This is a genomic window from Mucilaginibacter psychrotolerans (assembly GCF_004519315.1).
In the GTDB taxonomy this organism is placed as follows: domain Bacteria; phylum Bacteroidota; class Bacteroidia; order Sphingobacteriales; family Sphingobacteriaceae; genus Mucilaginibacter; species Mucilaginibacter psychrotolerans.
This window is the reverse complement of sequence record NZ_SOZE01000003.1, coordinates 149,107-165,009: the sequence shown is the minus strand read 5'-3', so window position 1 is coordinate 165,009 and position 15,903 is coordinate 149,107. Positions and strand designations below refer to the sequence as shown.

Genomic DNA, 15,903 nt, shown 5'->3' with positions numbered 1-15,903 from the left:
ATCATGTTCAAAAACTATTTCAAAATCGCATTAAGGGGGTTCCGCAGGCATAAGCTGTTTACCTTCATCAACATTGTAGGCTTATCAATAGGTATCAGCGCAGCACTGGTGATATACCTAATCGTGCATTTTGATTTTACCTTTGATAAATTTCATAAAGATAGCGACCGGATATACCGCGTTACCACCGATTATTCCTTTTCGGGAGAGGTTGGGCATAATGGCGGGGTAACCATGGCCCTCGCTCCGGCCCTTAACACAGAAGCCACCGGTATCGAGCAGGTAGCTCCGTTTTATCTTTATTGGGAGGTAAACGTACAGGTGCCAAACGGCTCTAACACCGATAGTAAATTCAAGAAACAGGGCGGTGTTATATTTGCCGATGAGCATTATTTCGAGCTATTTGATCATACATGGCTGGCGGGCAATAAAAAAAATGCGCTCAAAGAGCCTAATACGGTGGTGCTTACAACAAAACAAGCCAAAATATACTTCCCTAAGCTGCAGTATGCGAATATGCTGGGCAAGCAGGTTATTTACGACGATTCGCTAAAAACAACAGTAACCGGTATCATAGAACCGTTTACACAAAACACCGATTTTAAAGCGCACGATTATATATCATTTATTACCGGCACCACCGACCACTACATCAAAGGCAATTTCGAAACGGCGGAATGGGGTAACACCAATTCGGCATCGCAGCTGTTCATCAAACTTTTACCAACAGCGTCGCCTGCCGTAATAGAAAAGCAACTGAACGCCATGCTCACTAAGCATAACCCACCCAAGCCCGAAGATAGGGGTAACACACAAGGCTTGCACCTGCAACCCATCAGCGATATCCATTTCGACCAGGTGTACGGAGGTTTTGATGGCGTACGCACCGCCAGCAAAACAACATTATATGGCTTGTTGGTTATCGCTGCCTTCCTGCTGATATTAGGCTGCATCAACTTTATTAACCTCACTACTGCGCAGGCCTCGCAACGCGCTAAAGAAATAGGTATCCGCAAAACCATGGGCAGCAGGCGCGGCCAGCTGATTATGCAGTTTTTAAGCGAAACGTTTTTGATAACGTTTTTCGCTGTTATTATTTCGGTTGGCCTGGCACCGGTTATACTGAAACTTTTTGCCGATTTTGTGCCGGAAGGGATCACTGTAAATATACTTGCTCAGCCCGATCTGGTGGTGTTTTTGATACTACTTACGCTGTTGGTGAGCGGTCTATCAGGCTTTTACCCCGCGCTTGTTTTATCGGGCTATAAACCGGTTACGGTGCTTAAAAACCAGTCGGCAACCAATAGCAGCAAATCGCGTAATGCCTGGCTGCGCAAATCCTTAACGGTTACGCAGTTTGTTATAGCCCAGTTTTTTATCATGGCTACCCTGTTGGTAAGTAAGCAGATATACTACGCTTTGCATAAAGACCTTGGCTTTAAAAAGGATGCCATCGTAAACATCAGCACGCCGTTTAAAAGCATCAATACCGATAAACAGCAGGTATTCATGAATAAGATACGCAGCATCCCGCAGATTGAATTGATGAGTATTGGCGGCGCTCCTCCATCATCGGGCAGTACAAACTCCACCACCGTTACTTATAAGGATGGAAAAAAAGAGATTAAAACCGATCTGCAGCAGAAGTTTGCCGACGAGAACTACCTGAACGTTTACAAGATAAAACTGTTAGCAGGGCGCAACCTTAGGCCAACGGATACGGTAGGTGCAGGCAATATCATCATCAATAACACTTACGCCAGAATTTTGGGGTTCCGTAACCCAAATGATGCTATTGGCAAGCAGTTAGGATATAATGGCAAACAGAAAACGATCATTGGGGTAGTGGCAGATTTCTACCAGAAATCGTTACATGCCCCTATCAAACCAATTGCCATTTTACAGCCAAAAAGTAATAAGTGGAACAACCGTACCTTCCACATAGCGTTAAAACCACAAACTGCCGGCGGTACCGAGTGGAAAACTGCCATTGCCAGCTTCGAAAGTATTTGGAAGGAAGTTTACCCCGAGGACGATTTTGAGTACAATTTTTTCGATGATAACATCGCCAAGTTTTATACCGCCGAGCAGCACACTTCGCAATTGCTTACCTGGGCAACAGGCTTATCTATTTTCATCAGCTGCCTTGGTCTGCTTGGTTTGGCTATTTATACCACCACCCAGCGCACTAAAGAAATTGGCGTACGTAAAGTGCTGGGCGCGTCGGTTGCGCAAATAGTTACTTTGCTGTCAACCGAACTGATCTGGCTCATCGTTTTGGCATTCGTGCTGGTAACGCCTTTGGCTTACTATGCCATGCAGAAATGGATGGAGGATTTTGCCGACCGTACCACCATCAGTTGGTGGATATTTGCCCTTAGCGGCGGTGGAATGCTGGTAGCGGCGTTGTTTACGTTGAGCTTCCAAACTATTAAGGCTGCCATAGCTAACCCGGTAAGGAGTTTGAGGAGCGAGTGAAGAAGTCCATAGTCGATAGTCCATAGTCTATATTAGCAGGGAAAGTGCAGCTGCTGTGGACTATGGGCCATCGAGTCTGGCCTAAAAAATAGGTTAAATCTGAGTCAATCGGTGAAATCGGTGCCTGCCAAACCGTTAACTAATGTTAAATGCTTAGGAAAACATCTTCATAGTGCTGATATTGTAGCTGATTACAAAAGCCTATGATAAAGAGTTACTTAAAGATAGCCTGGCGCGGTATTGCTAACAATAAAACTTCCTTCATCATCAATGTAGGCGGCCTTGCCATGGGTATGGCGGTTAGCTTTATGCTGCTGCTGTATGTTTATAACGAATACAATTTTGATAAGTTCCACGCCAATGGTGAGCGCCTTTACCAGGTGTTTAAAAATCAGCCATCTAACGGCGAAATAAGAACAAAAACATTTACACAACAATTGCTCGCGGGCGTTTTGAAGAACGATTTCCCCGAGGTGGAGAACGTAGCTCGTATCAACGAATCTAAGGATGCGCTGATTAGTTTCAAGGATAAAGGCTTAAAAGCAAATACCATTGCGGCCGACCCGGCTTTGTTCGATCTATTTACCTTTCAATTTGTTTGGGGCGATAGGCAAACCGCGCTTGCCGACCCTGCCGGAATCATCCTGTCAGAGGCTACCGCGCTTGCAGTATTTGGCAACCGCAACCCGGTAGGAGAGATGGTACAATATGAAAATCAGTTCCCGATGAAAGTAAGTGCGGTTATTAAGGATAACCCACAAAATTCCAGCTTTACCTTTAAGGCCATTATCCCATGGGAAGCATTTTTAAGCCAAAACCCTTGGTTAAAAGGAGAGGGCTGGGACAATTACGCTTATTTTACCTATGTGCGGTTAAGGCCCGGCGTATCACCTGATGTAGTAAATGCAAAAATCAGGAACCTGATAGGGCAGCACTTTCCTAAGGATGAAGAGGTAAAACTTTTTATATTCCCGTTTACCAAGCTGCATTTATATGGTGAATTTAAAAACGGTGTAAATACCGGCGGCAGTATTGAGTATGTGCGGCTTTTCCTTTTCCTGGCCATAGGGATATTGCTGATTGCCTGTATCAATTTCATGAATCTCTCAACCGCCCGGTCAGAACGGAGGGCTAGAGAAGTAGGCATTCGTAAAGCGATAGGTGCAAGGCGCGGTGCGCTGATAAAGCAATTTATGGGCGAATCATTATTGATGGCTTTTGTGGCATTCCTGCTTTCGCTCGTATTAATTATAGCATTGCTGCCTGTTTTCAACAATCTGATCAACATTAATTTGGACCTGCCATACACTAATCCCATAGCCTGGTGTATTGCTTTGGCGGCTACTGTTATTACTGGCGTTGTAGCGGGCTGTTATCCGGCGCTGTTCCTTTCCTCTTTCAACCCGGTTAAAGTATTGAAAGGGCAAACGATAAGTACAGGCTCTACTATCAACCCGCGGCGGGTGCTGGTGGTAATACAGTTTACCTTTGCAACCTGCTTAATTATCTTCAGCACTTTTGTTTACCGGCAAATAGGTTTCATAAAAAATCGCCCTGTTGGGTACAAACGCGATGGTATGGTTGAAATAGCGGCTGATGGCAGGATGTACGACCAGTTCGACCTCTTTCGCCGCGACGCGCTTGCATCAGGCGCAATTACGGATGCTGCGTTGATATCAGACCCTATAACTAATGTAACCGGCGCTACCTGGAATAATACCTGGCCCGGGCAATTACCCGGCGAGAGCAGCATCTCTATCGATTGCCTTGCCGCTACTTATCACTTTATCGATACTTATCAACTGAATTTACTGGAAGGTCGCGATTTTGCAACAGACCGCCCAGCAGATTCGACGGCTGTTATACTGAACCAGGCGGCAGTAAAGCTGATGCGTTTAAAAGAGCCGATAGGGCAGCAAATAACATGGATGGGCGGTAAACGCACGGTTATAGGCGTGGTTAAAAACTTTGTGCTGGCATCGCCTTATGAACCTGTTAAGCCTGTTATTATTGGTTTTATGAAGGGCTGGGCAACCAGTATAGGCTTGCGGCTAAATCCAACTATGCCTGTATCGCGAAGCTTAGCGATTTTGCAACGCGTATACAAAAAATATAATCCCTCGTACCCCTTTGAATATAAGTTTACCGACGAAAGCTTCAGCATTAAATTCCGCAATGAGAAGCTTTTGGGTACTATGGCGGTATTGTTTACCTGTTTGGCTATCATGTTATCGGCACTTGGTTTATTCGGGCTCGCCGCGTTCTCTGCCGAGCGCAGGCGTAAGGAGATCAGCATCCGCAAAGTATTGGGAGCTGGCACCGGTGCGCTTTGGTTGAAGCTGTCGCAGGAGTTTGTGGTGTTGGTGTTGATATCATCTATTATCGGCTCACTTATAAGTTGGTATAACATTAGCCGATGGCTCTCAAAATATACTTATCACGCAAGCATCAGTGTTTGGGTGTTCGTAGCAACACTGGTGCTTAGCATGGTTATCTGCTTAGCTGTAGTAAGCTATCAATCGATAAAAGCGGCTTTAGCAAACCCCGTAAAGGCTTTGCGGAGCGAGTAGGGTTAGTTAAAGGTTCGTAGTTGATGGTGAATTGACCGGCGTTTTTTGCTCTGCCATTATAAAAAACGTATTTTTTTTTCTTATCGATGTAACTATTCGGGTGCTTATATGATCAATGTGTTAAAAGATTTTTGGGGCGTATTTGCCGCACGGCTTTTTACATATTTTTATCCTGAAATTTATCATCAATCATGAAAAACATCTTACCTAAAATTACTTACTTAACGCTTTTATTCCTTTTCACAGCAATAGCTTATTGCTCGGCCCAAACCGATACCTTGTACCTTAACAACCAGAAACTGGCCTGCTCGGTAAAAGAGATCACCCCAGATGCGGTGAAATACACCTATCCGGGCGAGGATTTGATCAATACCGTTTATAAGAATACCATTCAGAAAATTGTATTCAAAAGCGGCCGAGTGCAGGTTTTTGCCGAGGCGACTTCCTACAAAGCACTGGCCGGCGTGATGGACTACGACAAAGTAACCGTTACTTCCGTTGAAGGCGAGGTTAGGGGCCTATATAAATTGGGCGAGGTAAACTCGAAAGCCAAAGGAACCACCGTATTTTCTAATCAGGAGCGCGTAAAAGAGCGCGCTTTCAAAAAACTGAAGATAATGGCAGCTATTTTCGGTGGAAATATCGTTTACCTGGCCAACCAACGTACCGAGGGCAACAAATTCGGTGGCGAGTATGGCGGTAGCTCTACTGCCGAAACCAACCTTACCGGCATTGCGTACTCTAACATCCTGCCCGATTTTGATGCCTTCCAGAAAGCAATCGGCACCAAAAAGGACTTCGTAACCACTATGCAGTATAAACTTTGGGCCAGCGATACCGATGTTTCTCAGGATGTAGTTAATAAAACATTCCAGATATTTAGCATTACCAACGAAAACGGCATCGTGTATATAGAAGCCCAATTGCAGGGCGAAAAGAACATTACAAAATTCCAACTGGCGTACTTTACCGGTGATAGTTTCAGCATAGCCTATAAAAACAAAGGCACGGCCTATAATTACCAGATTAAAATTTAAGGTAGCGGGCCGTTGGTCGCCCAAAAGTAACGGTTTGAAGTATCATCGTAGGTGTGCAAAATACTTATTTGCATGGTTGCGATGATGCTTTCTTAGAGCGTTTCTGCAATTGTCACGTAAACCTTTATCCGAATTTTCACGCGATAGTATAAACTCATTTCAGGTCTGAGCCACTGTCGCGAAGCAAACCCGCTGCATTAATCGATTCAGAAACCAGTGGCGCGATAAATAATTACTGCAAAATAAAATACCCTGTTGCGAAATGGGCTGCGTTTGCGTAATAAATAAAAACAATGCTATGAAACCAACCGTCGTTATTCGTTATTGCCTGCTGCTGGTCGTGGTCGTACTGGTTATGAGTTCCTGTAAGAAATCCGGGAGTACGCCGGCCAACCTTATAGGTACCTGGAACGAACCCGCAAACCCGGCAGGTTATAGCCGCAGTGTATCCTTCGCGGCGGATGGAAATTTTACTGCCATGTTCATCAGTTCTCCACGTCCTAACGGGGCCGGCGGAGTATATGCGGGAAACATCACAATCTACAAGGGAACGTTTTCTGTAAAGCGCGATAGCTTAATTACCCATATCAGTACCATGTCGGCACAGGAGGATGCCGGTACCGCGGTGGTTACGCCTTCGACCCAAAAACTTTTCGAATACGCTACTTATAAGGTAAATAATAATCAACTCACTATCAATTACACCACGTACCCCGCAGATGCGCCGATGCCTACCCAGGTAAATTATACAAGGGCAGTCTCTAATTAGTACTTTATTAAGTTTGGAGTTTTGAAATCTGACCCACTTACATCTTTGATTAAAAGCTGATAATAAATACATTAGCCTTTTATATGAAAAGCGCCAAACCTAAAACCGATGTACTGGCTGATACGCCCGGCGTTGATGCCCTGATGCGAACGCTGGACCATCCGCTTAAAGATGTTTTACAGTCGCTTCGCCAGGTGATACTGGCTGCAGATAGCCGTGTAGGCGAACATGTGAAATGGAACGCGCCAAGCTTTCTTTACATAGGTGATATGCCCCCATTTAACCCCAAGGAATACAAGCGGTATATCATCGTATCCAACTTCTTTAGAAAAGACTGCATCCGGTTGGTGTTTCCAAGTGGGGCAAAAGTTAATGATACCAGCGGCTTTTTGGAGGGCGACTATGCCGACGGCCGCCGCCTTGCCAATTTCTATAACCTGGAAGATGTGGTGGCAAAAAAGAGTACACTGCAGCAAATCATCAGTGAATGGCTTAGTTTGCTGGAAAATTGACGTCTACTTTTTCCTTTTATCCGAGCAGGCTTTATAGATTAAACGGTAGTTGCGTTGCTTAAAATTACCCTCGGCAAGCTTGAAACAGGCTACAGCCCGGCTCAATAAAAGGTTAATTTGATGAATGATTAGTAAAGACTTGATACAATATAGTTTTGCCCTGGAGTTTACCAAATTTCAATATCGGCGCTAATTATACGCCGTTATGGCCTTGTCAGATACGATCTGTATATCATACACCCTGCGCAGCGGGTTATACGGCACGGCATCATTCACCATTACATAAATACTTCCCAAGTCTTTTACGGTGTATGCTTGTATGTCGGCTGTGCTGGTAGTTTTGTTGAGGTAGTCGGCTATGGAGTTGTATATCAGGTTGTACTGCTGCAGTTCGTTGGTTTCTATTTCAATGAACAATCGCCTGCCATCTACGCGCAAACTTACATTACTGTAAGTACCGCCCGGGATAGCCAGGGTGTATTTACGTGTGTTTTTCTTAAGGTTTTTTTCGGCGAGCGTGTAGCCTTTGGATGTGAAAAAGGTATCTGCCCTGTTGATGTTGTTATGCAGCAGGTAGCTAAGGTCATCGTACGATACCAGGTTGCTTTGGGCAAAGCACGTAAAACAAAAAAACAAGGCTACCGCCGATATGAAAAATTTCTTCATGATGTATTGAATGAACACGAATTTTTCTAATTCAAACGAATGTCACGAATTAAAACTACAAACTCTATTTATCACAGTAAAATTACCAATAGGCGAGCGCTTGGTATAAATTTGTTCTTAATTCGTTCAATTCGTGTTCACTCAATCCATCAAGCAAATGTAATTCCTGCATAAAAACACCACATCAATAGTATTCGTGTCATATCATTATTACCTTAGCAAAATTATTTTAACACCATGCCTACTATAAAATTAGCCCGCATAAGCGGCGAATACGGTTTTGAGGCCCATGACGAATATGGCCACACCGTGCGGATGGACAGCAGCCCCGAAAGCGGTGGCGAAAACTTTGGCGTACGCCCGATGCAAATGTTGCTGATGGGACTGGGCGGATGCTCAGCCATAGACGTAATTGCCATCCTGCGCAAGCAGCGCCAGAATGTTGTGGATTATGAGATGGTGATTAGCGGAGAACGCGAAGCCGGCAAAGAACCATCGCTTTGGCAAACCATCAATTTAGAATTTCATTTATACGGCGAGGTTGATGAAGAAAAGGCCAATAAAGCCGTTGAACTGTCGCTTGGCAAATACTGTTCGGTAGCCGCAACACTTTATAAGGCCGATGCCGATATCAAATGGCAAGTGTTTGTACACCCTGCTAAATAATTCATATTCTTTACTACGATAATGTCACAAGAACTAGACCCGATAACCAGGGCCATACGCATACGCGCCCCAAAAACATTACAGAACGAGCATTCATCGCCGTTATATTTAACCAGCAGTTTTACTTTCAGCGAGGCTGAAACGATGCGCGCTGCGTTTGCTGACGAGAACGATGAAAATATTTACAGCCGTTTTAGCAACCCAACGGTTGACGAATTTGTGGCCAAGATGTGCGCCCTGGAAGGTTGCGACGATGGCTTTGCAACGTCAACGGGCATGAGCGCTATATTTAGTACCTTTATGGGCTTACTGCAAAGCGGCGACCACCTGCTGTGCTGCAGCTCCGTTTTCGGCAGCACCTTTACCATCGTAAATAAATACCTGCCAAGGTATGGCATCACCTGCACGCTCGTACCGGCAAATGATAAGGAAGCCTGGGAGGCAGCCGTGCAGCCAAATACCAAAATGCTGTATCTGGAAACACCTACCAATCCTCAATTAGAGGTAATAGACCTGGAGTGGGCCGGTCAGTTTACAAAAAAACACAAGCTAATTTTCAATGTAGATAATTGCTTTGCAACGCCATTACTGCAACGCCCCGTTGATTTTGGTGCGGATATCATTGTACATTCCGCCACCAAATGGATAGACGGACAGGGTAGGGTACTTGGCGGCGTAATTGTTGGCCGTAAAGACTTGATTAAAGAAATTTATATGTTTTGCCGCAATACAGGACCGGCCATGTCGCCGTTTAATGCCTGGGTATTGAGCAAGAGTTTGGAAACCCTGGATGTACGCATGGAACGCCACTGCGCAAACGCTCTTAAGATTGCCAAAACGCTGCAAAGCAACCCCAACGTTAGCTGGGTTAAGTATCCGTTTTTAGAAGGTCACCCGCAGTACGAAATTGCCAAAAAGCAAATGAAAGCAGGTGGCGGCGTATTATGCTTCGAAATAAAAGGTGGTGTGGAAGCCGGTCGTAGGTTTTTAAATTCACTTGAACTGCTTTCGATGACGGCCAACCTGGGCGATAGCCGTAGCATTGCATCGCATCCGGCAAGCACTACGCATAGTAAACTAACCGATGCGGAACGTGCTTCGGTAGGAATTACGCCGGGACTAATACGCATATCTGCCGGTTTGGAAAAAGCCGAAGACGTTATAAACGACATTGTGCAGGCTTTAGAAAAAAGCCTGGCTTAAATTAACTATGGAGCAAGCAATTCCAATACAAACCTTGCATCTGTTCCCGGTGCTGGATAAATTGTTGTTAGAATTGCTTGCCTCTTTATCTCCCGAAGAATGGCACATGCCTACCGTTGCCAGTTTATGGAACGTGAAAGATGTTGCCGCACACCTGCTTGATGGTAATGTACGCGCCATTGCCGCTTTAAACGGTTACCAAAACAACGAGCCTCCTCCGCAAATAGACACGTACCAGGATTTAGTTGCTTACTTAAACGAGCTGAACGCCGCTTGGGTGAAGGCCATGAAAAGGGTAAGCCCGGAGTTGTTAATAGCGCAGCTGGAAAATACAGGTAAACAATACATCCAATACCTGCACACGCTACCGCCCTTTGCGTCGGCCATGTATTCGGTTGCCTGGGCAGGGGAGGACACCTCGCTCAACTGGTTCCACATCGCACGCGAATACACCGAAAAATGGCACCATCAGCAGCAGATACGTGATGCGGTTGGCAGATCGGGCTTGATGACCAAAGAACTTTTTTACCCGGCTGTAGCCACTTTTATGTATGCCTTGCCGCATACCTACCGCAATACCTTTGCTGACGAAGGTACGGTGCTTAAGATTACCGTTACCGGCGATGCAGGCGGCGAATGGTATTTAATGCGCCTTACCGACAAATGGGTGCTGAGGCAAGATTTGCAAGTTTATCAAACCCAGGCATCCGTTATACTCGCCCCGGATACCGCGTGGAAGCTTTTTACCAAAGCCATAACGCCGGATGCTGCCCACGCAGTTACAATTATCAAAGGTGATACAGAGCTTGCAGTGCCCTTGTTCCGGATGCTGGCGGTAATGGCTTGATAACCGTTGCACAGCGTTTGGCCGGTGCATATCGGGATTTAAATTCTCAGTAATTTTAGTAATTCCCCTAAAACTGTATAGTTTTTACTTCACAAGTGGTGTTGGCTTAATTTATACGATGAAAAATTTCGTTTTCATGTATACTAAATTGTGGTCTACTAATCTGCTATTGTATAACATATTAGCTAAATGATTTAGTATCTTTTGCCGGGCGTGCTTTAAGCAAATCGTCTTTATTTCATGTTGGCACTGATATTGGATACCGCAGTGCAAGCCTGTTGTATATTATAACAGGCGATACAAAATCTTACAACATGAAAACAAATTTAAGAAAAGCTTCAATGCTGCTTACCGGCCTAATGGTTGGTAGTAAATTATTTGCCCAGACTCCCGATTCTATTTCAACAAAAAATTATGTACAGCCATTTTCTGGAGGCGGCGCGTTCCGCACCTGGTCTATCGGTATCAATGGCGGCGTTTTAACGCCATATACCATCTTTGGTACTAACGGTAAACAAGACTTTACAACCCCACAAGCAGAATTTGGTTACGGTGGCTACATCAAAAAACAAATATTGCCTTCATTTGGCCTCCAGGCCGATTTCCTTGCCGGTAAAGTTAAAGGTAAAGATGCCCAGCCAAATGGCACAGGCTTAAGCAGCTTTCAAACAAAGATGCAATGGTCTGCTGCTTTAAGTGGTAACCTTACACTTGCGAACATTAACTGGCGCCACCAAAAAGGCGCAATACAGCCGTATGTTACCTTTGGTGGTGGTGTAATTAACTACAAACCGGTTTTAACTAACACTGCAGGCGCATCGGCAAATTTCAAAGCTAATGACGAAAGTATCCGCGAGTTTTTTATCCCGGTTGGTGCTGGTTTGAAATTTAACCTGGGTAGCGGCGTAAATCTGGATATGGGTTACTCTGTTAATTTTGTAGCGAGCGATAACTTCGATGGCTATAACTTTGGCGGCGGTAGCGATAAATTCTCTTACGGGCACATTGGTTTAGAATTTGCTTTGGGTAGAAGCTCAAAACCGCAAATGGCTACACACAACCCGGTTAGCAGCATGCGTACCGAATATTTGTTGCAAGACAAACAAACCAGGGACCAGTTGCAGATGCAGATAGACGCAGAAAAAGCTGCTAACGCTAAATTACGTAGCGATTTGGATGCAACCAATGCAAACCTTGCTAAATTTACAGTAGATAGCGATGGTGACGGTGTTGCCGATTTCTACGACAAATGCCCTAACACACCTGCTGGTCAAAAAGTAGATGGCGCTGGCTGTCCGTTGGCTAAGCCAGAAGTTAAGGTTTACGTAACAGAAGAAGACAAACGCGTTGTTAAAGATGCTATCAAAAATCTGGAATTTGATTTGGGTAAAGCCACCATCCGCGCAAAATCGTTTCCTAGTTTAGATAGGGTTGCTAAATTATTAACTGATAAAAATTTCAGCTTGAAATTAGCCGGCCATACAGATAACACCGGTTCTGATGCTTTAAACTTAAGGTTATCAAAAGACCGTGCAGAGGCTATCAAAGCATACCTGGTAAGCCAGGGTGCAAACGCATCGCGTATTGAAGCTACAGGTTACGGTGAAAGTCAGCCAATTTCCAGCAACAAAACCGCTGCGGGCCGTCAGGAAAACCGTAGGGTTGAGTTTACATTATACTAGTAGTAAGTTAAGGATCAGAACTTTTCAAAGTCGAGATTCGAGACGATAATAACAGCAGCCCCGGCCATTTGGTCGGGGCTGCTTTGCTTTTTAGGTTTTGGGTAAATACAAATACGTTAAAGCCAAAATCTAAATTTTTAAAACCAAATCCATCGCTGATGCTTTTAACAATAAGCTATTCAAATATTTCAATATGGCGCAACTAAATGTTCAACGCAAAAAAAAGAGCTCTACCTGGATATGGGTTATCCTGTTTATTCTGGCAGTGGGTGTAATATTGATGCTTTACAGCGGATATAACAAAAGTTACCGGCCAACAGAACTAAAAACCACACCGACAGATACCGCCATAAAAGATACGTCGGTACATTAATAAACGTGTTTTACCTATAATATTATACCGCATGGCATCCGCAGATAAAACATATAATTACAGTAAACTGGAAGAACTTAGCGAAAGCTGCTACGAAATTGCCGACGGGCAGCCCGACATACAAGGCTGGGACGTGAGGGATTCTGCAGGCAATAAGATAGGCGAAGTAGACGAACTCCTGTTCGACCCGCAGGCGCGCAAGGTGCGTTACATCATAATGCATATGGGGAATAATGATATAGGCCTGGAAGATGGCCGGGTGTTCCTACCCATAAGCCTTGCTGTTTTTCAGGAGGATAAAGATAACGTGGTGATGCCCGGTATTACCAAAGCACAACTGTTGGCTTTGCCCTTATACGAGAAGGGTAGGGCGATAACGGAAGAGGTAGATGAACAATTGGATAACGTATTTGCCACGCCAGATACACCTACACCAAAAACTGAAGCCCCAATTGAAGATAGGCAGCCTTACCAAACCAAATTTTATGGAAAGCAGCAGAAGCCGGGCGCAGATGTAACGGTAAGCCAGAGCTATTTGGACGAACCAGAGAAAAATTAATAGTCTCAAGTCGGTAGTCTTGAGTATTTGACTTAAGACTATCGACTTAGGACTTAACTAGGTACGCGGCCTTTTCAAATTATAGGCAACCAGGTAATTCAAATTATCGGTAACTACGGTGCGCTTGTCAAGCGACTGCTCGTCGCGGCTGAAGCTTTGGTTAAGTCGCGATTTGATCAGGTGAAACACCTCTAATACTGCTTCGGGCAGCATTTTGGTAGCAATGGTAGGGTAGTACGTTTTTTGCAGACGGGTTTTCTCTACATCGCCCACCAGGCTAAACTCCCAAACGTCATCGGCTTTAAAGCCATGTTCCCTTGCGGTGTTCATTAGGTCGTACATGTAAAGGCGGGTTTGGTTTTCTATTGTCTTTTCGTCCATGCTGATTATTTTTTCTTAGAGGTAAGGTCGGCAGAAGAAGTTGTTTTGCCCGACTGGTATGAGGATACTTTTTTGTTTACGTTAACGCTTTTTTCTTTCTTGACTTCCTTAACCTGTTTCTTGTCTTTACTCATGATGTTTGGTATGATAGATTAACTGAAATAAAAAACCGCCTCGCCATAGGCGCAGCAGGTGTTTTAGGGATGTATTGTGGTAATGGCTTAAATGTACCCTTTATTTATTGAAAATGAGGTTGTTTTTTAATTAAATTGAAGTAAAAGTTTAAATAAAAAATTAATGCCGTATATTATAACTACCTTGCACACTTATTAAAACAATATTATAATGTCAAAAGAAGGAACTGTAAAGTTTTTCAACGTAACGAAAGGCTTTGGCTTCATATCACAAACTGATAACAGGAGCGACGTTTTTGTACACTCAACTGGTTTAATTGATACTATCCGTGAAAACGATAGTGTTACATTCGACGTAGAAGAAGGCAAAAAAGGTTTAACAGCGGTAAATGTAAAAGTAGTTTAACAAAATCACTATAAAATTTAATCGTAAGCATCTGCTGTTATGGCAGATGCTTTTTTTTGTCTAAAAACTGCGGCCTTCAATATTCAGCTACCGTGGGGTAATGCCTAAACTTTAATGCAGAAATCTCTTTACCAAATGTGTAGATGGTGTGGGGGCTGTAAAGCCACGGGTGGGCGGTGTTTTGGTGGCTGTTAAAAAACGCATTCTAATTCAATAATCATACCCGCTCTTTGCCCAAAAAAACCTAATTTGCATGCATATGCAATCTTTTGAAATCGATAAATCCGACCTGCTGCGCTTTAAAACGGCGCTCGAGGGAGATGATGCTGGTTTAGAGGCGCTTCTGAACGAGTACCATGCCTCCGAGATTGCTATCCTTTTCGAAAGATTGCCGCAAGAGGCCAAAGAGCGCATCATCAATTTACTGCCTGCTGATATTGCCTCGGAAGTGCTCTCGGAGATGACAGAGGAATCGCATCCGGAGGATTTGCTGCTCAACATGCACCCCGACAAACGATCGGACATTGTAGAGGAGCTGGATTATGACGATGCAACAGACATTATCTCGCAGCTGGAGGAGCACGAGCAGCACGAGATTTTACAGGATATAGACCAGGAAGACGCGACAAATATACGCGCACTTTTAAAATATGACGAGGATACCGCCGGCGGTATCATGAACTCCGAGATTATCAAGGTGAACATTAACCTCGATAAAAAAGATGCGCTCGACGAGATTATCCGCCAGTCGGAAGAGATGGAGGAGTTTTATACCATTTACGTGGTTGATGACGCCGATATATTGCAGGGCATCCTCTCTATAAAATCCATCATTAAAGCCCGGCACGACGCCCGGGTGCGCGATTTGGTGGTGACAGATTTCGTGTACGTAAAAGCCGAACTTGACCAGGAAGACGTAGCGGGCCTCATTTCGCAGTATAACCTAACCACCATCCCCGTAGTAGATGATAACATGAAGCTGCTGGGTCGGGTTACGGTAGATGATATCATCGACGTAATGGAGCAGGAGAGCACCGAAGACATCCTGAAAATTGCCGGTGTATCTGAAGATGAGGAACTGAGTGGTAACTGGAAAGAAGCCGTAAAAAGCCGCCTGCCCTGGCTGGTAATAAACCTGGGTACGGCGTACCTTGCTGCATCCATTATCAGGCGTTTTGGTACCACGGTAGCGCAATTGCCGCAGATTGCGGCTTACATGACTATTATTGCCGGCATGGGCGGAAACGCCGCAACGCAATCGCTTGCGGTAACCGTGCGCAGGATATCGTTAAGCGACCTGAGCGACGCACAGGCCTACAACACCGTGCTGAAAGAGTTTTTGGTGGGTTTGCTCAACGGCGCGGCCAACGGTCTGATCGTATTCGCCATAGCCATGTTCTACGATGCCGACCCCAAGCTTGGCCTGGTTTTATTTTTGGCCATGACAGGTAATTTAGTGATAGCCGGGCTCACCGGAGCCAGCATCCCGCTGGTATTGAAAAGGGTAGGGATAGACCCGGCGGTGGCCTCGTCTATCATCATCACCACCTTTACCGATTGTGCAGGCTTTTTGCTTCCGCTTTGGCTGGCAAGCCACTTTTTGTTGCAACATTAGGGCCG

At 44.8% G+C, this 15,903-nt stretch carries 16 protein-coding genes; 13 read left to right on the top strand and 3 right to left on the bottom strand.

The features are described from left to right. Positions 1-3: 3 nt before the first annotated feature. From E2R66_RS04710 to E2R66_RS04690, 5 genes are all read left to right on the top strand, one after another. Positions 4-2,478: an ABC transporter permease gene (locus E2R66_RS04710; protein WP_133227172.1), complete on the top strand. Its 2,475-nt coding sequence runs from the start codon at positions 4-6 to the stop codon at positions 2,476-2,478. Positions 2,479-2,681: 203 nt separating this feature from the next. Further along, positions 2,682-5,048: an ABC transporter permease gene (locus E2R66_RS04705; protein ID WP_133227170.1), complete on the top strand. Its 2,367-nt coding sequence runs from the start codon at positions 2,682-2,684 to the stop codon at positions 5,046-5,048. A 191-nt stretch (positions 5,049-5,239) separates the two neighbouring features. Further along, positions 5,240-6,085, top strand: coding sequence for a hypothetical protein (locus tag E2R66_RS04700; RefSeq protein WP_240049232.1), 846 nt, complete (start codon positions 5,240-5,242; stop codon positions 6,083-6,085). 298 nt (positions 6,086-6,383) lie between these two features. Beyond that, entirely contained in the window at positions 6,384-6,854 is a 471-nt protein-coding gene (locus tag E2R66_RS04695) for a hypothetical protein (RefSeq protein ID WP_133227168.1), read from the top strand. An 83-nt stretch (positions 6,855-6,937) separates the two neighbouring features. Further along, entirely contained in the window at positions 6,938-7,366 is a 429-nt protein-coding gene (locus E2R66_RS04690) for a DUF1801 domain-containing protein (RefSeq protein WP_133227166.1), read from the top strand. 189 nt (positions 7,367-7,555) lie between these two features. On the opposite strand, the gene E2R66_RS04685 is transcribed toward E2R66_RS04690, so the two are convergent. After that, entirely contained in the window at positions 7,556-8,032 is a 477-nt protein-coding gene (locus E2R66_RS04685) for a hypothetical protein (RefSeq protein WP_133227164.1), read from the bottom strand. Positions 8,033-8,269: 237 nt separating this feature from the next. Here E2R66_RS04685 and E2R66_RS04680 point away from each other — a divergent pair, with 237 nt between their 5' ends. The 6 genes from E2R66_RS04680 to E2R66_RS04655 all read left to right on the top strand — a co-directional run bounded on the left by E2R66_RS04680 (position 8,270) and on the right by E2R66_RS04655 (position 13,362). Next, positions 8,270-8,698: an OsmC family protein gene (locus E2R66_RS04680; RefSeq protein ID WP_133227162.1), complete on the top strand. Its 429-nt coding sequence runs from the start codon at positions 8,270-8,272 to the stop codon at positions 8,696-8,698. A 21-nt stretch (positions 8,699-8,719) separates the two neighbouring features. Then, positions 8,720-9,901: a trans-sulfuration enzyme family protein gene (locus E2R66_RS04675; protein WP_133227160.1), complete on the top strand. Its 1,182-nt coding sequence runs from the start codon at positions 8,720-8,722 to the stop codon at positions 9,899-9,901. Between the two features lie 7 nt (positions 9,902-9,908). Further along, positions 9,909-10,748, top strand: a complete 840-nt coding sequence (locus E2R66_RS04670; RefSeq protein WP_133227158.1) for a maleylpyruvate isomerase N-terminal domain-containing protein — start codon at positions 9,909-9,911, stop codon at positions 10,746-10,748. Between the two features lie 314 nt (positions 10,749-11,062). Next, a complete protein-coding gene (locus E2R66_RS04665; RefSeq protein WP_133227156.1) occupies positions 11,063-12,430 on the top strand; it encodes an OmpA family protein in 1,368 nt (455 codons plus the stop codon). 193 nt (positions 12,431-12,623) lie between these two features. Next, on the top strand, positions 12,624-12,803 hold the full coding sequence (locus E2R66_RS04660) for a hypothetical protein (RefSeq protein ID WP_133227154.1): 180 nt from the start codon (positions 12,624-12,626) through the stop codon (positions 12,801-12,803). A gap of 31 nt (positions 12,804-12,834) precedes the next feature. Next, positions 12,835-13,362, top strand: coding sequence for a PRC-barrel domain-containing protein (locus E2R66_RS04655; protein WP_133227152.1), 528 nt, complete (start codon positions 12,835-12,837; stop codon positions 13,360-13,362). A gap of 57 nt (positions 13,363-13,419) precedes the next feature. Here the strand turns inward: E2R66_RS04655 and E2R66_RS04650 are convergent, their stop codons facing one another. Both E2R66_RS04650 and E2R66_RS29090 read right to left on the bottom strand, forming a co-directional pair. Continuing rightward, positions 13,420-13,743, bottom strand: a complete 324-nt coding sequence (locus tag E2R66_RS04650) for a hypothetical protein (RefSeq protein ID WP_133227150.1) — start codon at positions 13,741-13,743, stop codon at positions 13,420-13,422. Positions 13,744-13,748: 5 nt separating this feature from the next. Beyond that, complete coding sequence (locus E2R66_RS29090; RefSeq protein WP_262710286.1) at positions 13,749-13,877, bottom strand: hypothetical protein; 129 nt, start codon at positions 13,875-13,877, stop codon at positions 13,749-13,751. Positions 13,878-14,088: 211 nt separating this feature from the next. Here E2R66_RS29090 and E2R66_RS04645 point away from each other — a divergent pair, with 211 nt between their 5' ends. Both E2R66_RS04645 and mgtE read left to right on the top strand, forming a co-directional pair. Continuing rightward, positions 14,089-14,283, top strand: coding sequence for a cold-shock protein (locus tag E2R66_RS04645; protein WP_067193409.1), 195 nt, complete (start codon positions 14,089-14,091; stop codon positions 14,281-14,283). Positions 14,284-14,542: 259 nt separating this feature from the next. Continuing rightward, complete coding sequence (mgtE, locus tag E2R66_RS04640) at positions 14,543-15,898, top strand: magnesium transporter (RefSeq protein WP_133227148.1); 1,356 nt, start codon at positions 14,543-14,545, stop codon at positions 15,896-15,898. The last annotated feature ends 5 nt before the right edge of the window (positions 15,899-15,903 follow it).

Excerpts from the sequence above, each read along its gene's own strand:
- mgtE (WP_133227148.1), top strand. The coding sequence starts at position 14,543 with ATGCAATCTTTTGAAATCGATAAATCCGACCTGCTGCGCTTTAAAACG.
- E2R66_RS04675 (WP_133227160.1), top strand. The coding sequence starts at position 8,720 with ATGTCACAAGAACTAGACCCGATAACCAGGGCCATACGCATACGCGCC.
- E2R66_RS04660 (WP_133227154.1), top strand. The coding sequence starts at position 12,624 with ATGGCGCAACTAAATGTTCAACGCAAAAAAAAGAGCTCTACCTGGATA.
- E2R66_RS04705 (WP_133227170.1), top strand. The coding sequence starts at position 2,682 with ATGATAAAGAGTTACTTAAAGATAGCCTGGCGCGGTATTGCTAACAAT.
- E2R66_RS29090 (WP_262710286.1), bottom strand. The coding sequence starts at position 13,877 with ATGAGTAAAGACAAGAAACAGGTTAAGGAAGTCAAGAAAGAAAAAAGC.
- E2R66_RS04710 (WP_133227172.1), top strand. The coding sequence starts at position 4 with ATGTTCAAAAACTATTTCAAAATCGCATTAAGGGGGTTCCGCAGGCAT.
- E2R66_RS04685 (WP_133227164.1), bottom strand. The coding sequence starts at position 8,032 with ATGAAGAAATTTTTCATATCGGCGGTAGCCTTGTTTTTTTGTTTTACG.
- E2R66_RS04650 (WP_133227150.1), bottom strand. The coding sequence starts at position 13,743 with ATGGACGAAAAGACAATAGAAAACCAAACCCGCCTTTACATGTACGAC.
- E2R66_RS04690 (WP_133227166.1), top strand. The coding sequence starts at position 6,938 with ATGAAAAGCGCCAAACCTAAAACCGATGTACTGGCTGATACGCCCGGC.
- E2R66_RS04680 (WP_133227162.1), top strand. The coding sequence starts at position 8,270 with ATGCCTACTATAAAATTAGCCCGCATAAGCGGCGAATACGGTTTTGAG.
- E2R66_RS04700 (WP_240049232.1), top strand. The coding sequence starts at position 5,240 with ATGAAAAACATCTTACCTAAAATTACTTACTTAACGCTTTTATTCCTT.
- E2R66_RS04695 (WP_133227168.1), top strand. The coding sequence starts at position 6,384 with ATGAAACCAACCGTCGTTATTCGTTATTGCCTGCTGCTGGTCGTGGTC.
- E2R66_RS04655 (WP_133227152.1), top strand. The coding sequence starts at position 12,835 with ATGGCATCCGCAGATAAAACATATAATTACAGTAAACTGGAAGAACTT.
- E2R66_RS04665 (WP_133227156.1), top strand. The coding sequence starts at position 11,063 with ATGAAAACAAATTTAAGAAAAGCTTCAATGCTGCTTACCGGCCTAATG.
- E2R66_RS04670 (WP_133227158.1), top strand. The coding sequence starts at position 9,909 with ATGGAGCAAGCAATTCCAATACAAACCTTGCATCTGTTCCCGGTGCTG.
- E2R66_RS04645 (WP_067193409.1), top strand. The coding sequence starts at position 14,089 with ATGTCAAAAGAAGGAACTGTAAAGTTTTTCAACGTAACGAAAGGCTTT.